This window comes from Rhodohalobacter sp. 8-1 (assembly GCF_038150125.1).
In the GTDB taxonomy this organism is placed as follows: domain Bacteria; phylum Bacteroidota; class Rhodothermia; order Balneolales; family Balneolaceae; genus SW132.
Window position 1 is genome coordinate 1 of sequence record NZ_JBBVMF010000033.1, and the last position, 20,890, is coordinate 20,890.

Genomic DNA, 20,890 nt, shown 5'->3' on the forward strand with positions numbered 1-20,890 from the left:
CCGGCCGGCAGGTCATCAGGCAACGGCCGGACAGACGGACTGCCAGTGCGTTCAGAAAAATGATAAAACAGAACCAAAGCGGAAAAAATGTATAGCGCTGCAGCGGCTCATACCATGAAAAACGGGTCCAGGCCAGGATCCAGAAGATCAGCAGGCCCAGCAGCGAAATCCAGCCTCAGGCCGGGAAACGTTGCGAACCGGGCAGTTGGTCCGGTTTCCATTCTCCGGCTGAAAACCGTTTCCAGAACGGCCAGGTTGTCAGAATGATAAATAGGAGTACCGCAGTAAATATTGTCCATGAAAAGGCGGGTTGTTCAACATGAAATGTTTCCGGCGGAAATTGAAGGTAGGGCAGGGGCGACTCCCCGGCGACCATCACACCGGCGAGAGGAGCAGTCAGCAGCAGGATTACAAGTAGCAAACCGGCAGCCGATCGTTTCAGTAGTGAATCAGATTCCATAGCCTGTTTTTCATTTTAACTCTTGAATGATAACATATCGAATAGATTTGATTTGAGCTACTATTTCATTGCCTTGGCAACTTTTCTGCTCGTCAGGAAAGTCCGGAAACTTTTTTAGCCAATTTGAGGAGACTGAACAAGTCCCGCTCGTGACGAACAGCCCCATCGGGATGTTTGGAGCAGAACCGTATATAGAGACTTAATGAACTGGATGAGTGCCGACGTCTCAGGACGGAGGAAGGGCGGCAACTAAAATCAGGACGACAGATGTCTGACGATGGTGAAACTGTTGAGATTTTTCGAAAAAAGCAGGCACTCATAAGCGGTGGTAGATCCACACATTATTATAAAAATTAGAATGAAAAATTATAAAAATTAGAATGAAAAGTCAGAGCGACAGTGTACTCTGTTAATTTTTTTTAGTTCACAAATAATGCTTTTATCAGCAGGAGTCACTTTTAATATTCATGGCAGAACTATTTGGCCTGTGGTGATTATGCGGTTTTTAATGGTCTTCCTATTTTCCAATTGCCCGGAAATAGTGCTGGTTGAGATTGCTCCCGGATAGCCAAGGCGTGAAATTTTTTGAATAGTTCATTTCACCCTCTAAAAATGTGAAACTAACCTGCTTTTTTTGTATCTCCCTATAAGTGAACTTTTAATTCATTTGATTCATCCTCTTGAGTTATGGAACATCCCATCCGAACGATCATTACCGGAACCGGCTCTTATATTCCGGATAACGTTGTCACTAACGAAGATTTTTTAGACAACAAATTCCTCCAAAAAAATGGCGAGCCTTTTGATAAGAGCAACCGGGAGATCATCGAAAAGTTTCAGCAAATTACCGGTATCAGGGAGCGTCGCTATGCCGATGACGATATGATGGCGTCAGATATGGGAACTATAGCCGCTGAGAGGGCGCTGGAGTCTTCCGGGCTTGATCCTGAAGAGCTCGATTATATTATCTTAGCCCACAACTTTGGTGATATCCTGCACAACAATCGACGTTCGGATATGGTGCCGACCCTGGCATCACGGGTTAAAAACAGTCTCGGCATCAGAAATTCGAAGTGTGTAGCCTACGATCTGCCGTTTGGCTGTCCGGGATGGCTGCAGGGAATCATCCAGGCGAATTATTATATCCGCAGCGGCGATGCCACATCCGCGCTAGTAATTGGCAGTGAAACGCTCTCACGTGTCTGCGATCCTCATGATCGCGACAGCATGATCTATGCTGATGGCGCCGGGGCTACCGTTCTGGAGTCGGGTGAGCCGGGAAGCAGAAACGGTATTCTCGCCCATGCATCCCGCTCAGATACGATGACCCAGGCGTACTTTCTGGAGATGGAACAATCCTACAAAGAGGACTACGGCGATACCCTTTTTATGAAGATGAACGGGCGTAAATTGTATCAGTATGCTATCACCCACGTGCCGGGACTGGTGAAGGAAAGTATTGAAGATTCCGGACTTGTACTGGGCGACATCAGCAAGGTGCTGATTCATCAAGCCAATGAAAAACTGGACGAGTCAATATTAGAGCGTCTTTTTGAACTGTACGAAATAAGTGAGATCCCCGACGACATTATGCCAATGACGATTAACTGGCTGGGAAATAGCAGCGTTGCCACGGTCCCCACTCTGCTCGACCTGGTTTTGCGGGAGAAAATGAACGGACAATCACTCAATCCGGGGGATAATATTGTCTTCGCATCCGTCGGCGCCGGAATGAATATTAATTCGGTGGTTTACCGGGTGTAGGGTGCAGAATTCAGGGCTCAAAGAATGACTTATTTTCCGGTCTGGAATAAGCAAAGCCTAACAAAACTATGTCACCCCGCATCTCTTATTGAAGAAGAAATAAAAGGAAATCATCGAATTATTCGAAATATGACTTTGTCAGAAACTCAGAGTTTGCCCGAAGGAGGGGAAATCACTGCAAGGCAACGTAATGATACTTTAACATAACTAATAGATCTAAATATTTGGAAACAATACAGATATGATCTTGCTTCAGAAAAACCAGATTAATTTTCTGTATATCATAAAATAAATGAGCATGTAGAAGAAATCCTTAATGTTCCAAAAGAGCATCAGACATTTCGTAGACAGATTCAGAAAAAAGAAGCAGAATATTCATCGAAGCTTACAAAAAGAGTTTGACTAAATTGACATTTGCACCAAACTTCTTTGAAAAGGAAGATGACAAACAGACAGTCCCGGTTTTTTTCATCCATCCATATATTTATGATAGGTTATGGATAAATGGATAAGGGTATAAATGCCATTTAGACAATTACTTACGGATTTTAAAGTAAACTAACCAGAGACAAGCTTCTGACCTCCTGATACAGGTCAGGAATTTACAGAAATGAATAAAGACCTGGCAGATCGGTAGAATTTATAACTATTTTTAAGTATGTATACAGTAATATGTGTGTTACGCAATATTACATTTATTTAGTGGAGATACACTCCACCTCCGTCTCGTAAATTGGGGCCTCAAGAACGATCAAGCTGTTTAGGCTTTGATACTGTTTGTAGCGATCCCGTTGCTTGTTTAATGATTTTAAAAAGAGGCGGATAAAAATAATCCGAATACCCGGATTGTAATCTTTAAAAAGAAGTTATTATGGGTAATCTACTTTATATTATTGCCGTAATCTTAATTATCCTCTGGTTGGTTGGATTCATTGGTGGATTTGCTGGAGGGGGACTGATTCACATCTTACTTGTCATTGCTGTTATTGCTATTATATTTCAGGTAATTAAAGGACAGAGTGGCTGATTAAGGGCTTCTTGAATTGCAACAAAAAATGGACAGTTAGTTAAGGGAGATGTCTGTTGCCCTCAGCCAGTTAACTGAGGGACACTCTTCAACAAATTCTTATATCTAATACATGCCAATTTATTGGAATTTGAGTATTGAAATAGATCATTATTTCAGTTGAGGCCTTATTACTATCTAGCCGCAGCTTCAGAGTAAGTAAATTCCGGATCACCAAACTTCTTGAGGGTTCGGTAATGAGAGGCAACCGCTTCAAAAAATGTGTCGTGGTGATTGTAGGGGATATCAAACTCTTTAGCGGTCTTTTCAACTATCGGGCTGATGGCCGGATAGTGGACACTGCAAATTCTTGGGAAAAGATGATGTTCAATCTGAAAATTCAGTCCGCCTACGAACCAGCATAAAGCCTTGTTGTCTCGGGCAAAATTATTAGTGGTAACCATTTCATGTATCATCCAGTGCTCGTCAATCATGTTGTCTTCGTCTGGCTCGGGGTGATCGGTCTCCTCCACGACGTGAGCAAGCTGAAAGACAATCCCTACGATTAGTCCGGCAGTCAGGTGGAGGGTGGAAAAGCCGATTAAAAGATGTACCCAAGTAATATCGAGTAGAAGCAGAGGCAGGATCAGCATATAGGTATAGTAAATACCTTTGGTCACAAATAAGCTAACCCACTCGCTGATCGGATGGTTTTTGTTTTCGTAAGGGCCGATATTATCCTTTAAAAAATGCTTGTAATCTTTTGCGAACACCCAAAAAAAGGTGGCGAAGCTGTAGGCAAAAAACGCCAGTATATGCTGGATCCGATGGATTTTTTTATACTCTGAATGGGGCGAAAGCCTGATAAATGCCGCCACTTCAAGATCTTCGTCGTGACCGTGAATATTCGTATACGTATGATGGATAATATTATGGGTGATCTTCCAGATATAGCCATTTGCTCCAATCAGATCAAAAGTATATCCCAGTGCCTTATTAATATACTTGTTGGAAGAGTAGGCACCATGCAGAGCGTCATGTCCCACCGAAAATCCGATGCCAGCCATACCTATACCCATAAGAAATGTTAAGAACCACATCCCTTGCAGCGAAAACTGTCCCGACATAATTAAGGCATAGGGACCGAAATAGAGCGTCAGCATTACTATGGTTTTTACGACCATTTGCAAGTTGGCATTCTTTGAAAGGTCATGCTCTTCAAAGTAGTGATCGACCCGTTGTTTTACTGTTTTACTGAATTCCCGGCTGGTACTGTTGTTAAACGTTACTTTTTCGACGGCAGACATATTCTTTAAGTATTTAGTTTAAACTTAATTTTAAAAGTCCCCACTTACTATAAATAGTGTTTACATAATTATTAGGAGATGTCGCATATTTCACACATTCCGACCAGAGTACTAGAATTGTGCTGGGATGAATGATACACGAATGCATATTATTAAAATATAAAAATCTATGACTTATATAAGGGGCTTTTGCAAGTAAGTAATGCACCCTACCCATAATTCATAATTTTCTGATTATTTTAACAGGTAGACATAGATAAGATTGAAGTGGCAACAAAATGTGTAATCAGTGATCAGATATGTCACTACCCGCCCCACTTAAAGTAATCGCAAACAGATGAAGAGCCAGTAGATCCCTACAAAGCGAGCTTCAAATACTGAATTCTGTTTTATAAATTTATAGTGTCATGAAATATATTTGCCTCATTAAAGTATCCGTTTTCTGCATGATGCTTCTCCCCTGTTACGGCTCGGCAAGTATCACAGGTGAGTATCAGAATAACGCCTCTAAACAGGTGAAAGATTCTCTTTCAAATAAGGGAAGTCCTGATATCGGCAGATTGGAAATCAGCAGGAAAGACCGTTCCGATAACTCCTATTTTAATATCATAAAGCGTTATGATGTTTCCCCTGAAGATTCTCTGACGAAAAACGTTTTCGATCATGTTACAATGATAGAGGCAGCGGCAGATTCACAATATCTGGTATCACCGATCAGAGAACTCTTTGTCGGCGCTCATTATCGAAAATCCTGGGCTACTCCGATAACCGTACCAGTTATTCGCTTTGACGATGGTATTAATGGACTCAAACTGATTAGGGTAAATCCCGGGACCCAGACAGAAACCATCATTGCCGAAAACAACGACGGGAATAGATATGCCATACGGACGCTTAACAAGGATCTGAAACGATTTCTGCCGAAAATATTGAGCGGGGATGTAATTATTGAGATGCTGCAGGATCAGGTTTCCGCATCCTATCCCTATGCAAAAATTATCATGGCTCCACTGGCTGAGGCGGCAGGGATCTACAGTACCAGTTCGGAAATCGTTTTTGTCGAAAAATCAGACAGAATTACGGACAGTCTCAAAACAAGTCCCGGCAACCTTGCAATAAAGGAGGAATTTGTATCGGGCAGGCTGGTAAGGGAAAAGTATGGGCATAATGCAAAGGATTGCACTTACAATACAGTGGAGCTGCTGGAATATATGCCCGGCCACCCGGAAGCATTGATTGACCAATTCTACATGCTGAAAGTCCGTCTATTTGATATGCTGATCAATGACTGGCATCGCCATGAGGAGCAGTTTATATGGATTGAAATCGAACAGAAAGATGGCAGAAGTCTGCTTCGCCCTTTTCCTATTGACCGCGATAATGCTCTTTTTCTGACGGACGGAGTCTTGCCAACCATCGCTACCCGGAAATGGGCCGTAAGAAGATTTCAAAACTTCGGGCCGGATATACGGGATATCAAGGGGATGAACTACGTGGCACGCTACCTCGATCGCCGTTTTATGAATACGCTGGGCCGAGAAGATTGGATTCGCTCAGCAGAGACCATGCAGTCTGCCCTTACCGATTCCGTTATAGAAAAAGCCGTATCCCAATTGCCTGCCAATTTATACGCCCTCAGAGGGCCGTTTTTTATAGAGATTTTAAAAGAACGCCGAGATCAGCTGGTTGAATTTGCGGAACGCTACTTTGAAGTGCTTGTCCATAAAATAGACCTGCAGGGGACCAATCGCCCGGATCATTTCAAATTTGAACAGATATCAGGGGATAAAATTCAAATTATCAGTAAGACTGAAACGGACGGATCGGAACCCTCATTTTCAGATACTTTGATTGTGGATGCAGTTTATACCAAAGAGGTGCGGATATTCGGGCTCGACGGTAAGGATACCTTCGGATTTGACGGGGTTGATGACCTCCCGGTAAGGCTGCATCTGATAGGAGGCAATGGCGAGGAAGATTTTTTGAAACGAAGTGAATTGCCGGCTTCGGGAAAAAAGGTAGTGACTCATCCGGCATCAATACACCGGTTAGCGGATATTGAATTCAACTGGAGAACCGAAGAGATCACCAAAGAACTAATAAAGAAATACGGCTATAATTACCAGGAATTTGAGTATAACAACGTAAGGCCGTTCTCCGATTTTAGTATCAACGTTGATGACGGACTTTTCCTGGGGAACGGAGCTGTATTTACCAAGCATGGTTTTCGAAAGTATCCCTACGCCTCAAGACAAACATTGGGCGGTAATGTCGCATTTCGAAGCGGATCGTTTAATATTAACTATCAGGGGATATTTATCAGAGCACTGGGAAAGGCGGATATCCTGGTCGAAAGTAACGTAAGCGTACCCAATTCCAGGACCAATTTCTTTGGCTTTGGAAATGAGACAAAGGTGATTCGCGATACGCAATTCCATACCGTAAACATCGATCAGTATACTGCAGAAGCATTGCTGAGATATCAAATTAACCCCAATTTCAGCTTTTTGACGGGACCTTTTATTGAATTTTTCGACTTAGTCATGGTAGAGGATCGTTTTGTTAATACAACTGCATCCGGATTAGGTGCACAAGATTCTGAACTCGATGTGTTTTATGGACTGGATACTCGTTTTACTTTTGATATATCAAACCAGCAAACCATCAAGAAGGAAGGAACGATCGGTCAGCTTGACAGCAGGCTGGTGCAGCGGTTTGATGGCCAAAATCTTTTCTTGAACCTGAAAGCTAACCTGAAATATTATAAATATATCGACTGGCTGAAAACAACCTTTGCGACACGAATTGGTGCCGCACGTCTTTTTGGAGATTTCGAGTTTTACCAGGCTAATACGCTGGGTGGACAGGTTGAAACCAATTTTAATGCTCCGCTTTTAAATAGCAGTAACTTCAGAGGAACACCGCGCCACAGGTTCTCGGGCCAAGCGGTATTTTATCATAACACGGATGCCCGGATCTCCCTGCTTGATATAAAAAGTACTATTATTCCCGGTAAACTGGGGATCCTGGCTTTAGCAGACCACGGCCGGGTTTGGAATGAAGGTATGAGCTCCTCAAAGTGGCATTACAGCACGGGGGGCGGTCTGTGGTTCAATGCATTTAACAGCTTCGTAATCAATACAACATGGGCAAAATCCGATGTAGATCAACGACTGACCGTCGAAATAGGGTTTATGTTTTAATTTGAATTGGTATCTATGAAGCAGCAAAAAAGACCCAGTAAACGAAACTCTGTATGGTTTGCTTATCCTTGAAATTCGGGATAAGCACAATGCCAGCCGGTCTCCATATCGGGTAAACACTTGCTGAACGGTTAACGCCTAAGTTGTAGCGTGTCCATCCATTTTCGACCACTCAATCCCAAGTAAAATTCATGCCCGAACCGTTATTTTGACCCGAACAGCCCATCTTACGCGGAAAAAAGTTCGCACCTCTGTGACTGCCGGGCAGCTTTTAAAGAAGAACAAATCGAGCTCACTGGTTTCTCTTTCTAACCTGAGATCGATACTTAGGTAATGATTTCAATTCCAATCTGTCTTTCGGCGTCATGCTTGGTCCATTTGGATATTGAACAGCAATTATCATAGTACTCAGATAATGACAGTCCCGCTGCGGGATGTCATATCCGCAACCCGTGCCCGCTGCGCAGCGGTGGACCGAGGGCAAGAGCGGCATGAAAATGGGAGCGCCGTAGGTGCGATATGTCTGTGATGGATTTCAGAATTCGAATGATGGCGCTAACTATGGCGCTTCTATTTAATGGTGCATCCGTTCCCTGGGAAATGCTGCGCATTCCGAATGGACTACAACCTGCCGTCTGTGTGGATTGCAGGGATTTAGGCAAAGTCGACACTAAATTTGGAGATAAGCAGATGGTGCTTTTGATCTTCGAACTCCAGGTTACCAACGAACATAGTGATCGATATCTACTTCAGAAGAGGTATACGAAGTTTATTCACAAGAAATTGAACCTCAGAAAGGATATGGAGCGCTGGCGGGGACAGCCGTTTCAAAAAGAGACGTTAGCACGAGGCTTCAACTTGGAGGACGTGGTGGACATACCCGCAGTGATTTGCGTAGAGCACCGGGAAACTGATCGAGGTACCTGCAGCCATGTGGAAAGCTTGCTTCCGGCGCCGGACCTTCAGCTTCAACCGTCTGGCAAATACGAGGGAGTTACAGAAACTCTGTAAGAATCATAAGAGTGGAAAATCATGATGAGCTTTTATAGCGTCGAAATTGGGTGCGTCACACGCCTGTTCCCATCTCCAGATTGAACATCTCTTTAACGGCTTATGTTATTAAACCTAAACTCGTTACCAACTATAATACGAATTGAGAATCCTTTCCCATGTGCGGACGCTATACGCTTATAGAAGACTGGTTTGACGCTGACCGTGTGGAGCTCGATGAGCTGCAGCCGAGCTATAATGTGGCCCCGAGCCAGACCGTACCGGTGGTAGGCGAAAATGAAGACGGCAGGCGATCCATCCTGCCTTTTCAGTGGGGCTTTCTGCCATTCTGGGCCGATGAAAAAGATACCAGTTACAGCATGATTAATGCCCGGGCGGATACCCTGGATAGTAAGCGATCATATAAGCGCAATTTTAAACGCTACCGGTGCCTCGTGCCTGCTTCCGGGTTTTACGAATGGTCGGGAGAGAAGGGTGATAAACAGCCCTATTATATTTATCCGAACGAAGAGCCGTTATTCGCTTTTGCGGGAATATACAACGTTTGGGAATCGCCTGACAGTGATGAAACCATCCCCACATTTACGATCGTGACCACGGGCGCAAACTAAAAAATAAAGAAGCTGCACGACCGGATGCCGGCCATACTCATAAAAGATGAATGGGCCAAATGGCTGGATCCAACAAATGACGATACGGAAGCGTTGAAAGAGCTTTTACAATCGTTTCCTGATGACGCTTTAGATTATTATCCGGTCTCCAAAAAAGTCAATAACGTCGAAAATAACGAGAAAGAATTAATTCAGCCTGCCGATGAAGGGTGAATTAATTCTGCTCTGTTAGTCCCGAATATTCGGATATAAATTATACATGATCTGTCTCTTCATACGACAGATCGGCCCGGAACGTCATCGTTCGTTTGTTGCTGTGTTCAACTTTGTCTTCGTCATCAATGTTGGGTATGTCGGTGTGCCTGATGTTACATTCCACCTCTTCATCAAGGTATTCGCTCAGGCTTTTTGAGATGAGAGTTGCAAGCTGCGAGTTCGATAGTGTTTTGAGTTTATTGCTCATCATACAATAGTTTTGTTTGTGTTGACATAAATTAACAATTTTACGCAATCAAGCGTTTTTTAACCTGATGTCAGCTTTTCACATTGCATTCCATCGGGTTTATTGGGCTTTGCAATAATCTCATCTAAAAAGATCAATTTTTTTCCCAAAAAAGGGTATCAAACCTATCTAAACATCAGAAATCTGAAATTTCTTCAGACCGGAGGCAACCCTTTTACTTAAATGCAGGTATTGGCACACAGAGTGACATTTCATTTACTTGTTTTTTGGAAAAAATTACTAATTAAACCTGCTGTCTTATGGATACTAAAACGTACAAAATCAGCTTACCCGGAAAGAATCGAGTCTTGGGCTTTTCATTTGTTATTGCATGTACCCTTCTTATAGTCATGATGATAGCCGGATGTGGAGATTCTGTTACAGATGCAGAAAATGATACTAATGGCAATGACAATGGAAATGGTACACCAACATCTAGTGAAGTGAGCATGGAGGGGATCTCGTTTGTCCCGGCCAATCTCACGGTCGAAGTAGGAACTACGGTTACCTGGACAAATAATAGTAACGTGATTCATACCGTCACAAGCGGCACGGATGGGAATCATGATGGGTTGTTCGACAGCGGAAATGTTGCTGCGAATGAACAGTTTTCTTATACCTTTAACGAAACGGGAACCTACCCCTATTTCTGTATACCTCATGTAAACCAGGGGATGACCGGTACGATAATAGTCGAAGAAGCAGATTAATGTGTATCAATAGCGCAATATGCCGCAGAGCAGCAGCCGGCCTGGTTTTATCACTGCTGATTTTCTCAGGTGCCTCGGCTCAGGTGACCAGCGAGGATATCGTTTACTATACAGATTCAGGGTATGCGGAGTTTGCATCCAGTGTCCCGCTACATTCATTCACGGGGGAGTCCGACCATCTGACCGGAATGATCGATTTGAGGGAAAACCTGGTCGATTTCTACCTCGATCTGAATACTCTTGAAACGGGAATCGGGAAGCGGGACCGGGACATGTACCAAACGCTGAACACCGAGGACCATCCGTTTGCTGAATTTACCGGCACGCTTGAGACGCCTTTCAGCCCGGATTCGAGCGGACAGCAAGTTGCAAGAGTCAGAGGAGATTTCACGATTAACGGCAATACCAGAGAGGTAACGATCGAAGGTACGCTTCAACCGCAGAACGGGAGCCTTATCCTGAATGCGGGCTGGGAGCTCCGTCTTGAGGACTACGATATCGAGGCGCCGGGCATCCTGTTCTATCGGGTGGATGAGGTTCAGGAAATTGAAATTGAAGCAACCCTCAATCCCGTAGATCCAGAGACTCTCAGCAGCGAGTAGTCAATTCATACAGCGGATTAAAACCATATCAGTAAGCAAAAAGAAAAGTGTGGAGTTAGTATGATAATAAGTAATCGATGGACACAGGGAATAGCAGTAGCAGTGATCTCTATCATTATCGTGTTTCCAAACAGATCAGAGGCGCAGCTGTCGCGCGAACGAGTAGAGACAAACCCCGTTGTGGAAGATATCTTCTGGGGAACCACAAATGTCGGGATTGGAACAGTTCAGAATGTATCTGGTAACAATTTGAAATCTACCGTCATGCACACATTCGGGCTGGTTTCAGGTGGAGCAGATGTGTTCTGGGGGCTTGATCTGGGCGCGAATACACGCCTTGGGCTCGATTATGGAATCACTGATAAGGTATCTGTCGGCATTGGACGGATGACGTTTAACAAAGTGGTGGATATCAGAAGCAAAGTGAACGTGCTGAGGCAGACTGAAAGCGGCTCGGTTCCGCTTGATGTAGCAGTAAAATTGTCAACCGGAATTAGCACACTGTCCGGCAGGGGGCTGGCATTTTCTGAACGGTTATCCTATCTCGTTAGCCTGATGGCAGCAAAGAAGTTTGACCGGCTCAGTTTTCAGCTTGCCCCGATGTTTGCACGGTTCAACCGGGTATCGGCAGGTGACCAAAACAACCTGTTTGGGCTCGGATTTTTAACTCAGTATGAGCTTAACGAGCGTTTTGCACTGAGTGCTGAATACCTGCCGGTTTTGAGTGATCGAAATCTCGGAACAGAAGATATGATGGCACTTTCATTGAACATCAATACAGGAGGCCACATTTTTCAAATCTTTTTCTCAAGTTCACAATGGCATGGAGAACAATATATTATGGCCAATAATAGCGACAAATTTTGGGAGGGCGACTTCCGCTTCGGGTTTAATATAAACAGAGTGTTTGGCTTGTAAATTTATTTTATTTGAATGAGTGACATTCTTTTAGTGGCAATCGGAATATGCCATTTTGAAGACGGAATTTAATCAGGGAACCATCAAACCAAATTAATGGGGATTCGATAAGAATTTGCTTGATGACATTTTAAATGGGTGCCGGGAAGGGCAAAGAGAAAGCCAAAAACGTCTCTATAAGATGTTTTATGGGTATGGTATGAGTATCACGCTTTATTATGCTGAATCCCGCGATGAAGCGGCTGAAATCCTGAACGACGGCTTCATGAAAGTCTATGAGAATATTAAGTCGTTTGATTTAAACCGCCCGTTTAAGCCGTGGTTCAGAAGAATTTTGATTAACACAGCTATCGACCACTATCACAAATTCAAAAAGCGCAAGGAACCCGAACGTTTTGAACTGCATGAAAACACATTGTCGGGCAATGAAAAAATACTTAGTGGCATCAACTACCGTGAGATAATTGCCATGGTACAGAAGCTTTCGCCACAATACCGAACAGTATTCAACCTCTATGTGATTGAAGGGTATAAGCATAAAGAAGTGGCCAAAGCACTGGATATAACAGTGGGCACCTCAAAATCGAACCTCCATAAGGCAAAACAGAATCTGCAGGTGATGCTGGAAAAGACGTTAACGTAGAAGCAATTTATGTCTGAGAAAAAAAATAATAACGATCCGTTTAGCGAGCTTTTTAAAAGAGACGGGGCGGAATATGATATCCCGTACCGCGAGGCGGACTGGCTGAAACTGGAGAAAAAGCTGGATCTGCGTGATGCAAAAATGGCGTACCGCAGGAAAGTGGCTATAATTACAGCGGCTGCTTTTCTCATCATCTCTTTCCTGGGATACTTTACGTACGAAAACTATGTGAATATTAATCAGCTGAACCAGGTACTGGAAGATCAAATTGCTACTAACGATTCTGCACAAGACAGTAACAGCTCCCGGGAAAATAGCACTGCAGATCATTCACAGGAGGGGCAAGCAAATCTTACTGAATCATCAGAATCAAATGAGAATATTCCGACTGATTTATCCGACAGCCGCAAAACAGATGAGCCTGATGAGCCTTCAACCTCTTTAACGAATGATCTTGCCGCAGGGTTAGATGATTTGGACTCTGAAGAATCCGGCATACTCGCTTGCGATAGCTGTTTAACTTCAGAACTTTCAACGCAGACTATCACTGCATCATTAATGCAAAATGTCAGTGATCCGGTGTCGGGTATAGCAATGATTCAGTTTCAAATGGCTGCTACTCAAAAATTACCTCAATTTCAGTTTGAGGGTGATGAGAAGGCTCCAAACAGCGGATCCGGGTTTTCATTGAGTTTGATGGCTGCGCCTGACCTGAGCACAATTGACGGTTTCTCGAATTTTGAGACCCCGGGATATTCGGTGGGTTTGGGCGTGGGGTATCAAATTAATGAACGTATGTCTGTCTCAACAGGTATGTCACGCAGCGTTGTGCGCTACCAGGGAACGGAAGGCGGATATAATCCACCGGATTACCTGACAAGAGGAGTGGTCCCTGATCGAATTACAGGCGAGTGTATTCTCTTAGATATCCCGCTCACCGTAAAATACAACGTGTTGGAATTTTCTCGATCAAGGATTTTTGCCACTGCGGGTGTTTCTTCATACATCATGTTGAATGAGGAATACGACTTCACTTACGAAGATCAGTATCAAGAGTATAATTCTTATAGCTACAGTGGGAAAACAGGCACTGCTCATTGGATGAGTAACGCAGGATTTTCAATCGGCATAGAAGTAGATATTCATCCCAACTGGAGCCTGAGAGCGGAACCTCAAATTAAGTTACCTCTCCGAAACGTCGGTATAAGCAATGTTCGGCTTTATTCATTAGGAAGCTTTATCTCGCTGAGTTATAAACTTTGAAAGGTTCTGCAGGAAAGTTTGTGGTTAATGGCAGAATTTGTGAACAGTCGCTTATCTCATGTTAATAATATTCCGAAATATAGGCCGATTGCTTTTGCAGATCCTTCTCTGCGCCATCAACTACAATGGCTTGATCAGGATGACACACTCATTAGTGGGCACGTAGGCGGTGTGGGCACAGTAGTCGTTTTTTCAATATCGCCATGTCGCCACGCCGCCCCATTCACAAGCAAAATCCTTGTCATTCTGAATAAAACGGTGATTTTCCGGTTTATGAAGAATCTGAAAAAGCAATATAGTTTGTCCTATCGAATGGCATAAATGATTGGTTTCACGTGCTGATTGATCACAACTGTCTTCATGAGCCTATATAAGGAAGTGGACATCGGATGTTTTTATGGACCCACAAGCTTTCGGGTAGAACCCTTTAAAATTAGCTGTTTACACAATCATGCATTTTGGGATCAATACGTTTTCCTAATATTCTTTCCGATGTCGGTCGATTTAGTGATATTACCTGCTGCTGAAAACCAAATCAAGAAACTGACGTGCTATGCCGGACCGAATAATTCTTATCGACTGTCCTGATGAAAAAGGACTGATCTACAATATTATGAAGGTGATTTATAATCACCGGCTCAATGTTACCGCTAACCAGGAGTTTGTGGATGGTGTGTCCGGTACTTTTTTTATGCGAACGGTTGTTGAAGGAAACGGGTGGAGCAGCGATATCGAGCAAGAGCTTAACAGCGTGCTGCCTGAGAAGGCCACCGTTCGCGTATCGGTGATGAAGAAAAAACCTATTGTGGTTCTGGCTACAAAAGAACCTCACTGCCTCGGTGAGATTTTGTTGAAAAACAGGTATGGCGAGCTGCAGTCGGACCTCAAAGCCGTGGTTAGTAATCATGATGATCTTCGTCCGCTGGCTGAATCGTTTGGAATACCGTTTTACCATGTGCCGGTTGAGGGGCTTACCCGGGTTCAGCACGAAGAGAAAGTGATGGAGGAAATCCAGGCATTCGACCCCGAATACCTTGTTCTTGCCAAGTATATGAGAATCTTTACACCCGAATTTGTTCAGCAGTTTTCGAACCGGATTGTCAATATTCATCACTCATTTTTGCCGGCATTTATAGGGGCCTCACCGTATAAACAGGCTTATGAACGTGGGGTGAAAATTATTGGTGCTACTGCTCATTTTGTAACCGAACATCTCGATGAAGGGCCGATTATTGCCCAGGATGTGCTGCCGGTTAACCACACCTACACGGCCGAAGGCATGGCTCAGGCAGGACAGGATGTCGAAAAAAATGTTCTTACCCGTGCCCTTAAATTGGTTCTGGAAGAGCGTGTGTTCATCTACAGACACAAAACAATTTTATTCGAGTGAGTGGCTTTTAGTTGTGAGAGACCTCCAAGCGTCTGGAAGACCTTGGAGAGTCTCGGCGGCGGCTTAGTGTCGACCTGACAGCGTCCGGAGGTCCTGTCAGCGTCTCATTGTGGTAGATGGCAGATCGACGAAAGCAGATTGACTTTTTAAGTCTTGAGTAGGTAGTAGTTCGATGGTTGAAGTAAGAAGAGTCTGTTCCAAATAGATGCTGATCAAAGTCTATGATCCTTAACCCGAGACGCTTCAAGGTCCGCTGGACGCTTGGAGGTCTCGGCGGCTTAGTGTCGACCTGATAGCGTCCGGAGGTCCTGTCAGCGTCTCATTGTGGTAGATGGCAGATCGACGAAAGAAGATTGACTTTTTAAGTCTTGAGTAGGTAGTAGTTCGATGGTTGAAGTAAGAAGAGTCTGTTCCAAAATAGATGCAGATCAAAGTCTATGATCCTTAACCCGAGACGCTTCAAGGTCCGCCGGACGCTTGAAGGTCTCTTCGTTTCCATCTACTTTCAGAACGCGGATCCGGACTCTGAAAGGTGTCACTGCCATCTATAATCTCTTATCTAAAATCTATAAGTTCCTCATCGTAAACATCTGAGCCATCTTTCTTTGAAGCGGTGTGTTGACGATCAGTCTTGCGATAAGATTACGGATCAGTGGAAAGCTGCGTTTTCTGCCGAGCCACATGTTTATTTCTGCACGCTTGGCGACGGTTTTTGCCGTTGATTGTGATACCCTAGAATAAGAATCAAGGATGGGTTTGGCGCGATTCTCGTTTTTGCGTATTTCGGACAGGGATTGAGCAAGGTTGGCCGCCGTGATCCATCCCAAATTCATACCCTGTCCGCCAATGGGGCTGACCACATGAGCCGAATCTCCGGCGAGCAAAATCCTATCTTTGTGAAATGTTTCAGCCAGGTGGTGCTGCACCCCAAAGGAGCTGATCATGCTGTTGGTCTGATCATCGATGGAGTGATTTAACCGTTCTTCGACCAAGGTATCCAATATCGTGCGATCCGGTTGCTCGATGTAAGAATCTGTTTTGACCACCCATCGCCGGCGGGAATCCGGCAGGGGAAAGGATTCGATGAGTCCGTCACGATGCAGGTAAACGGCCGCATCGGGGCCAAAATCGGTATTGTCACTATAGTCGCCCATAATGTAGGTGTCGGGGTAGGGGCTTCCTTCAAAATGGATGCCCGCCAATTTCCGGACTTTGCTGTTCTTTCCGTCGCACCCAACCAAGTAGCTTCCGCGAACAGTTTCTCTCTCATCATTGAGTGTGAAGCTGACGTCAACACCGTTCTCTATCTGACTGAAAGAAGTAAAATCAGCTCCGCGCTGGATAATTATATTATCAAACGAGCGACACCAGGATTCCAATATCTCTTCGGTACGATACTGGGGCAGCGCCAGGATGTAGTCGAACGGTTTTGGGCATGTCTCAAACGAGACCGCTCCGATCTTTTTTTGATCAATAAATGCATGTCCTTTTTGAATCTGGAGGCCGGTCTCAGTAAATCGGTCGGCTATGCCGGCGTCATCAAACAGCTCAAGCGATACCGGGTGAATGCCAAGTGATTTTGAGTGCCGGTCAACTTCTGTTTTTTTCTCAAGGATTGTCACGGTAAAGTTCTGCTGAGCAAGAATTCCGGCAAGATACAGCCCTACCGGTCCCGCACCGATGATTACGACATTCCTTTCAGTGTTTGATGAACTCATACGTTCCCTCCTTCACAGATTGCGAGTAGCCTGAATGGAAACTGTCGCTTCACGGTCCAGCCATCGGGAAGCACAGGCTGAAGCTCCTGTTTTTGATAGCTTCTTCGAATGGACCGGATTCCATCTTCTACGATAAAACTGTTTTTGTAAAGCAGCGGAGCAATGGCTCTGAAACCGGCGTATCCTATATCTGATCGCTCAATATCGTTGAATATGATGCGTCGGCTCGCAAGGTTTTCAGCGTCGTCACAAAGCTGACCTAGTTCTTTGGGTGTAAGATGATGCATCAGGTGATTTGATATTACAATCGAAAATGATTTTTCCTGCTGCACGAGATCGCCTGAATAGGCTTGAGAGAAAGAGAAGTGATCCGGCCAGTCCTGTTTTTTGATGTAGGTAATGGCGCGACTGTCGGGTTCAATTCCCGTAAATCTTACGTTGAGGCTATCCCGCCGGCAATAAGTATCCAGAAGTCGGAGAATATCACCGCCGCCACAGCCAATATCGAGAACTGAGGCGTTTTCACCAGCCTCAATCAGTGGCTGACGAATATATGTTTCATAGATACGATCCCATCCACCAAGCAGCTTGTTAACCGATTCAAACTGACTGTATGTGGCCTCAAGCAGATCAGGATCACAGTTGGGATCATCCATAAACTCTTTGAGAGACGTATCACGCTCACGCAGGAAAAGAGACATGCGTCAGGACTGTTTTGTAAGCAAGGCTGATTCAATCGTCAGTCCGGGGCCAAAGGCCATGGCAATTGCTTTTTGTGGACTGTCGCTTGATGAGCTCTCGAGAAGCTCCTTCAGCACAAAAAGAATTGTAGCGCTGCTCATATTCCCGTAGTTGGCAAGAACGGAACGTGATGCGTTTAGTGCGCCATCTTCAAGAGAGAGGGTGCTTTCAAACTTATCTAAAATTGCGCGGCCACCGGGGTGAATGCCCCAAAGATTAATGTCATCTTGGGCGATGGCATATTTTTCAAATATTGGGTTTAGAAACGAATCCAGTTCACTGCTCAATATATCCGGAACATAGGTAGAAAGTGTCATGTTAAACCCTTGATCGCCAATTGACCAGGCCATATCGTCTTTGCCTTTGTCGGTAATTGCTGATTCAAATCCATCGAGGGAGAAATGGGGTCCGGAGCCGGGCTGTTTACCAGACACGATGGTCCCTGCACCGCCATCCGCAAATACTGAGGCTGAGATCATATCGTCCATTACCGGCCGGGCCTGGAAATGGAGCGTGCACAGTTCAACTGAAACCACCATGACATTGGCATCTTTATTTGCTTCACAAAGCTGGCTGGCAAGTTTAAGAGCGGGCAAAACGGCATAGCACCCCATGAATCCGAGGTGATATCGCTCAATTGAAGAGGGTAGTCCCAGCGATTTGATAATATCGTAATCAGGTCCCGGGGCATAAAATCCCGTGCAGGAGACGGTAATCAGGTGGGTGATATCCGTTGTATTCAGATCAGATGCGTTCATCAGTTTCCGGGCAACATCTACATACAGCTGGCGTCCTTTTTTGATGTAAGTATCGTTCCGGCTTTTGGTGCCGGGTGTTGCTCCCTGGCCATTAAAAAATAGCTCAAAAGAGCCGTTTGATTTAAAATCATCCACTACGGAATGACGGGTTTGAATACCGGAACGCCCGTAAATGTGATGCAGCAGTCGCTGATCCTTCTCATCACCGCCAACAATCTCCTTCATTCGATCGCGTAATTCATCTTGTGAGTACTTAAACTCAGGGGTTGCTGTCTGGATTTGATGAATGTATGAACTCATGGTAAACAATGGGTTAGAGCGGTTAGTCAGTTATAGAAAGAAGCTGAACTGCTGTATATTCGTTCAGTAACGGACCTTAGAATACGGAGATTTACCGGGATTTTATATTTTCCTGAACAGTAACTAATGTCAATAGAAGCCCTCTAACATCGAGGTGTTACCCTGAAATTTCACATGAAATTCTTATAAAGCACTGTTTTATAATGATTTGATAACTATTTAAAATGGCAAGGGTTTAGCATGCCGGCTTGACTGATTGCTCTTCGTGTAGCTTCAGGCCTTTGTGCCGTCGTGGCAAATAACCGGACGCCGGGCTTGACCGAGAATTTATTTGCACTCTCCTCCTAAGTCGTGAGGAAACTCAGATAAAAGATTATAGGCTGATTCACCCGGTAATGTTGTATAAATTTTACGATATCCGTCACGAGAAAACTATGGAGCACATAGAATTATCCTTATATCAGATAAAATCGAAAAATGGGGTAACTTCTCTCTGACACCCTATTGATGTTAATGATAGTTATGAGTTGTTGTTATGTTCAGCTTCTTGTTTTTATAAAAAACCGTGCATTGTGTAAGATTCCTGCAGCGGTAAGACCCGCAATCAAACCGATCCAAAACCCGGGTGCTCCGTAATTGTAGGTAAACCCAAGTAGATAAGCCGTTGGAATTCCGATCATCCAGTAGGCAATAAGGTTGACCACCATCGGAACTTTGGTATCCTTTAATCCGCGCAACGCACCGTAGCCGCTCACCTGAAGTCCGTCCGAAATCTGAAAAATAGCTGCCATATAAAGTAGCTGAACGGCAATTGAAGTCACTTCCGGATCACCTGTATAGATAGACGTAATGGCCCTCGGAAACAGGAAAAGTATCGTTGCCGTGCAGATCATAAAAAGCGTTGATATTCCAACCCCGATATACCCCCGGAACCGGGCTTCTTGCGGTTTATTACGCCCCATCGAGTTGCCGACCCGGGCCGAAATTGCTATCGAGAGGCCGAGGGGAATCATAAAACAAATGGATGCGAAATTTATCGCTATCTGATGCGCTGCTATTTGGATCGTGCTTAGCGTGCTGATGAGCAAGCTAACGGCCGCAAACATACTGACCTCCATTGATGAACTAATGCCAATTGGAGTGCCTATCTGAACAAGTTCTTTCAAATACTCTTTTTCAGGCCAGCGAAATTTACCAAAAATATCGAATCGTTTGTAAGGCTCGTGCCTCACTGTAAACCATAACATTGCCACAAACATGATGGTGTAAACGAATGACGATGCGTAACCGGTACCGATAGCACCAAGTTCCGGAAATCCAAGCTTGCCAAACATCAAAATATAGTTTGCAGGAACATTTACAAGAGTTCCAATGATAGCGATGTACATCGCCGGTCGCGTGACGGAAAGCCCTTCATTGAAATGTCGCAGCGCCGCATAGGCAAACACAGGAAAAATCCCCCAGCTTATGGCTTGCAGATAACCGGATGCTATAGGAATGATTGCATCGGTAACCTGGAGTAGGTCAAATACAAAGTCGAGATTTCGCAGGATGAAAAATGCCGGTAGTGCAAGAATCTGACTCAGCCACAGGACTTGCCGGGCATTTTTTCCGATGACGTTGAGGCTCCTGCCGCCTACATTTTGAGCTACGATTGGAGTGACGGCCATCAGGCACCCCATACACAAAACAACCACCGGCATCAGCACGCTGGTTCCCACTGCTATTGCAGCCAGGTCTTCGGGGGCAAGACGCCCGGCCATGATGGTATCAACAAAGCTCATGCTAATTTGCAAGAGCTGCGTGATGATCACGGGCGTACCGATTTTCATCAGCAGCCCGGATTCTTTAACTATTTCTTCTCGATATGTGGTGGAGTTATTTGTCATCTGCATTTTTGAGGATGCAGATGGTACGAATAATTAGAGAAGAAATCAGGGTGTTCGGCCAGACTTATTTCGGAAAACCTGGGGCTGTCAAAAA

The 20,890-nt window shown here is 44.5% G+C and carries 17 protein-coding genes and 1 pseudogene; 11 read left to right on the plus strand and 7 right to left on the minus strand.

All coding sequences use genetic code 11. From position 1 onward, the window contains the following. Positions 1-175: 175 nt before the first annotated feature. Positions 176-460: a hypothetical protein gene (locus AABW11_RS19235; RefSeq protein ID WP_340106966.1), complete on the minus strand. Its 285-nt coding sequence runs from the start codon at positions 458-460 to the stop codon at positions 176-178. Positions 461-1,147: 687 nt separating this feature from the next. On the opposite strand from AABW11_RS19235, the gene AABW11_RS19240 reads away from it, so the two are divergent. Both AABW11_RS19240 and AABW11_RS19245 read left to right on the plus strand, forming a co-directional pair. Beyond that, positions 1,148-2,224, plus strand: a complete 1,077-nt coding sequence (locus AABW11_RS19240; RefSeq protein ID WP_340106967.1) for a 3-oxoacyl-ACP synthase III family protein — start codon at positions 1,148-1,150, stop codon at positions 2,222-2,224. Between the two features lie 871 nt (positions 2,225-3,095). Next, entirely contained in the window at positions 3,096-3,251 is a 156-nt protein-coding gene (locus AABW11_RS19245; RefSeq protein WP_340106968.1) for a lmo0937 family membrane protein, read from the plus strand. A 173-nt stretch (positions 3,252-3,424) separates the two neighbouring features. Here AABW11_RS19245 and AABW11_RS19250 read toward each other — a convergent pair whose 3' ends face one another. After that, positions 3,425-4,537, minus strand: coding sequence for a fatty acid desaturase family protein (locus AABW11_RS19250; protein WP_340106969.1), 1,113 nt, complete (start codon positions 4,535-4,537; stop codon positions 3,425-3,427). A gap of 407 nt (positions 4,538-4,944) precedes the next feature. Between AABW11_RS19250 and AABW11_RS19255 the strand changes: the two genes are divergently transcribed. The 3 genes and pseudogenes from AABW11_RS19255 (at position 4,945) to AABW11_RS19265 (ending at position 9,575) form a co-directional block, all read left to right on the plus strand. After that, positions 4,945-7,740: a hypothetical protein gene (locus tag AABW11_RS19255; protein WP_340106970.1), complete on the plus strand. Its 2,796-nt coding sequence runs from the start codon at positions 4,945-4,947 to the stop codon at positions 7,738-7,740. A 528-nt stretch (positions 7,741-8,268) separates the two neighbouring features. Next, positions 8,269-8,751 (plus strand): phage replication initiation protein, NGO0469 family, encoded by a 483-nt coding sequence (locus tag AABW11_RS19260; protein ID WP_340106971.1) that lies wholly within the window; start codon positions 8,269-8,271, stop codon positions 8,749-8,751. Positions 8,752-8,909: 158 nt separating this feature from the next. After that, a pseudogene (locus AABW11_RS19265) lies at positions 8,910-9,575 on the plus strand (SOS response-associated peptidase). Positions 9,576-9,615: 40 nt separating this feature from the next. On the opposite strand, the gene AABW11_RS19270 reads toward AABW11_RS19265, so the two are convergent. Beyond that, positions 9,616-9,828, minus strand: coding sequence for a hypothetical protein (locus AABW11_RS19270; RefSeq protein WP_340106972.1), 213 nt, complete (start codon positions 9,826-9,828; stop codon positions 9,616-9,618). A gap of 296 nt (positions 9,829-10,124) precedes the next feature. Between AABW11_RS19270 and AABW11_RS19275 the strand changes: the two genes are divergently transcribed. The 6 genes from AABW11_RS19275 (at position 10,125) to purU (ending at position 15,390) form a co-directional block, all read left to right on the plus strand. Further along, on the plus strand, positions 10,125-10,574 hold the full coding sequence (locus tag AABW11_RS19275; protein WP_340106973.1) for a cupredoxin domain-containing protein: 450 nt from the start codon (positions 10,125-10,127) through the stop codon (positions 10,572-10,574). Continuing rightward, on the plus strand, positions 10,574-11,176 hold the full coding sequence (locus AABW11_RS19280; protein ID WP_340106974.1) for a YceI family protein: 603 nt from the start codon (positions 10,574-10,576) through the stop codon (positions 11,174-11,176). Before AABW11_RS19275 ends, AABW11_RS19280 begins: the two co-directional genes overlap by 1 nt. A 60-nt stretch (positions 11,177-11,236) precedes the next feature. Beyond that, positions 11,237-12,094, plus strand: coding sequence for a DUF5777 family beta-barrel protein (locus AABW11_RS19285; protein WP_340106975.1), 858 nt, complete (start codon positions 11,237-11,239; stop codon positions 12,092-12,094). A gap of 115 nt (positions 12,095-12,209) precedes the next feature. Beyond that, positions 12,210-12,737 carry an RNA polymerase sigma factor gene (locus AABW11_RS19290; RefSeq protein ID WP_340106976.1) on the plus strand — a complete coding sequence of 176 codons (528 nt, stop codon included), beginning with the start codon at positions 12,210-12,212 and terminating at the stop codon, positions 12,735-12,737. Between the two features lie 9 nt (positions 12,738-12,746). Further along, positions 12,747-14,000 carry a porin family protein gene (locus AABW11_RS19295; protein WP_340106977.1) on the plus strand — a complete coding sequence of 418 codons (1,254 nt, stop codon included), beginning with the start codon at positions 12,747-12,749 and terminating at the stop codon, positions 13,998-14,000. A gap of 553 nt (positions 14,001-14,553) precedes the next feature. Beyond that, entirely contained in the window at positions 14,554-15,390 is an 837-nt protein-coding gene (gene purU, locus AABW11_RS19300; protein ID WP_340106978.1) for a formyltetrahydrofolate deformylase, read from the plus strand. Between the two features lie 566 nt (positions 15,391-15,956). Here the strand turns inward: purU and AABW11_RS19305 are convergent. The 4 genes from AABW11_RS19305 to AABW11_RS19320 form a co-directional block, all read right to left on the minus strand. Then, positions 15,957-17,108: an FAD-dependent oxidoreductase gene (locus tag AABW11_RS19305; RefSeq protein WP_340106979.1), complete on the minus strand. Its 1,152-nt coding sequence runs from the start codon at positions 17,106-17,108 to the stop codon at positions 15,957-15,959. After that, positions 17,105-17,809, minus strand: a complete 705-nt coding sequence (locus AABW11_RS19310; protein ID WP_340106980.1) for a methyltransferase domain-containing protein — start codon at positions 17,807-17,809, stop codon at positions 17,105-17,107. Before AABW11_RS19310 ends, AABW11_RS19305 begins: the two co-directional genes overlap by 4 nt. A 3-nt stretch (positions 17,810-17,812) precedes the next feature. Next, entirely contained in the window at positions 17,813-18,907 is a 1,095-nt protein-coding gene (locus tag AABW11_RS19315) for a type III polyketide synthase (RefSeq protein ID WP_340106981.1), read from the minus strand. 539 nt (positions 18,908-19,446) lie between these two features. Then, entirely contained in the window at positions 19,447-20,796 is a 1,350-nt protein-coding gene (locus tag AABW11_RS19320) for an MATE family efflux transporter (RefSeq protein ID WP_340106982.1), read from the minus strand. Between the last annotated feature and the right edge of the window lie 94 nt (positions 20,797-20,890).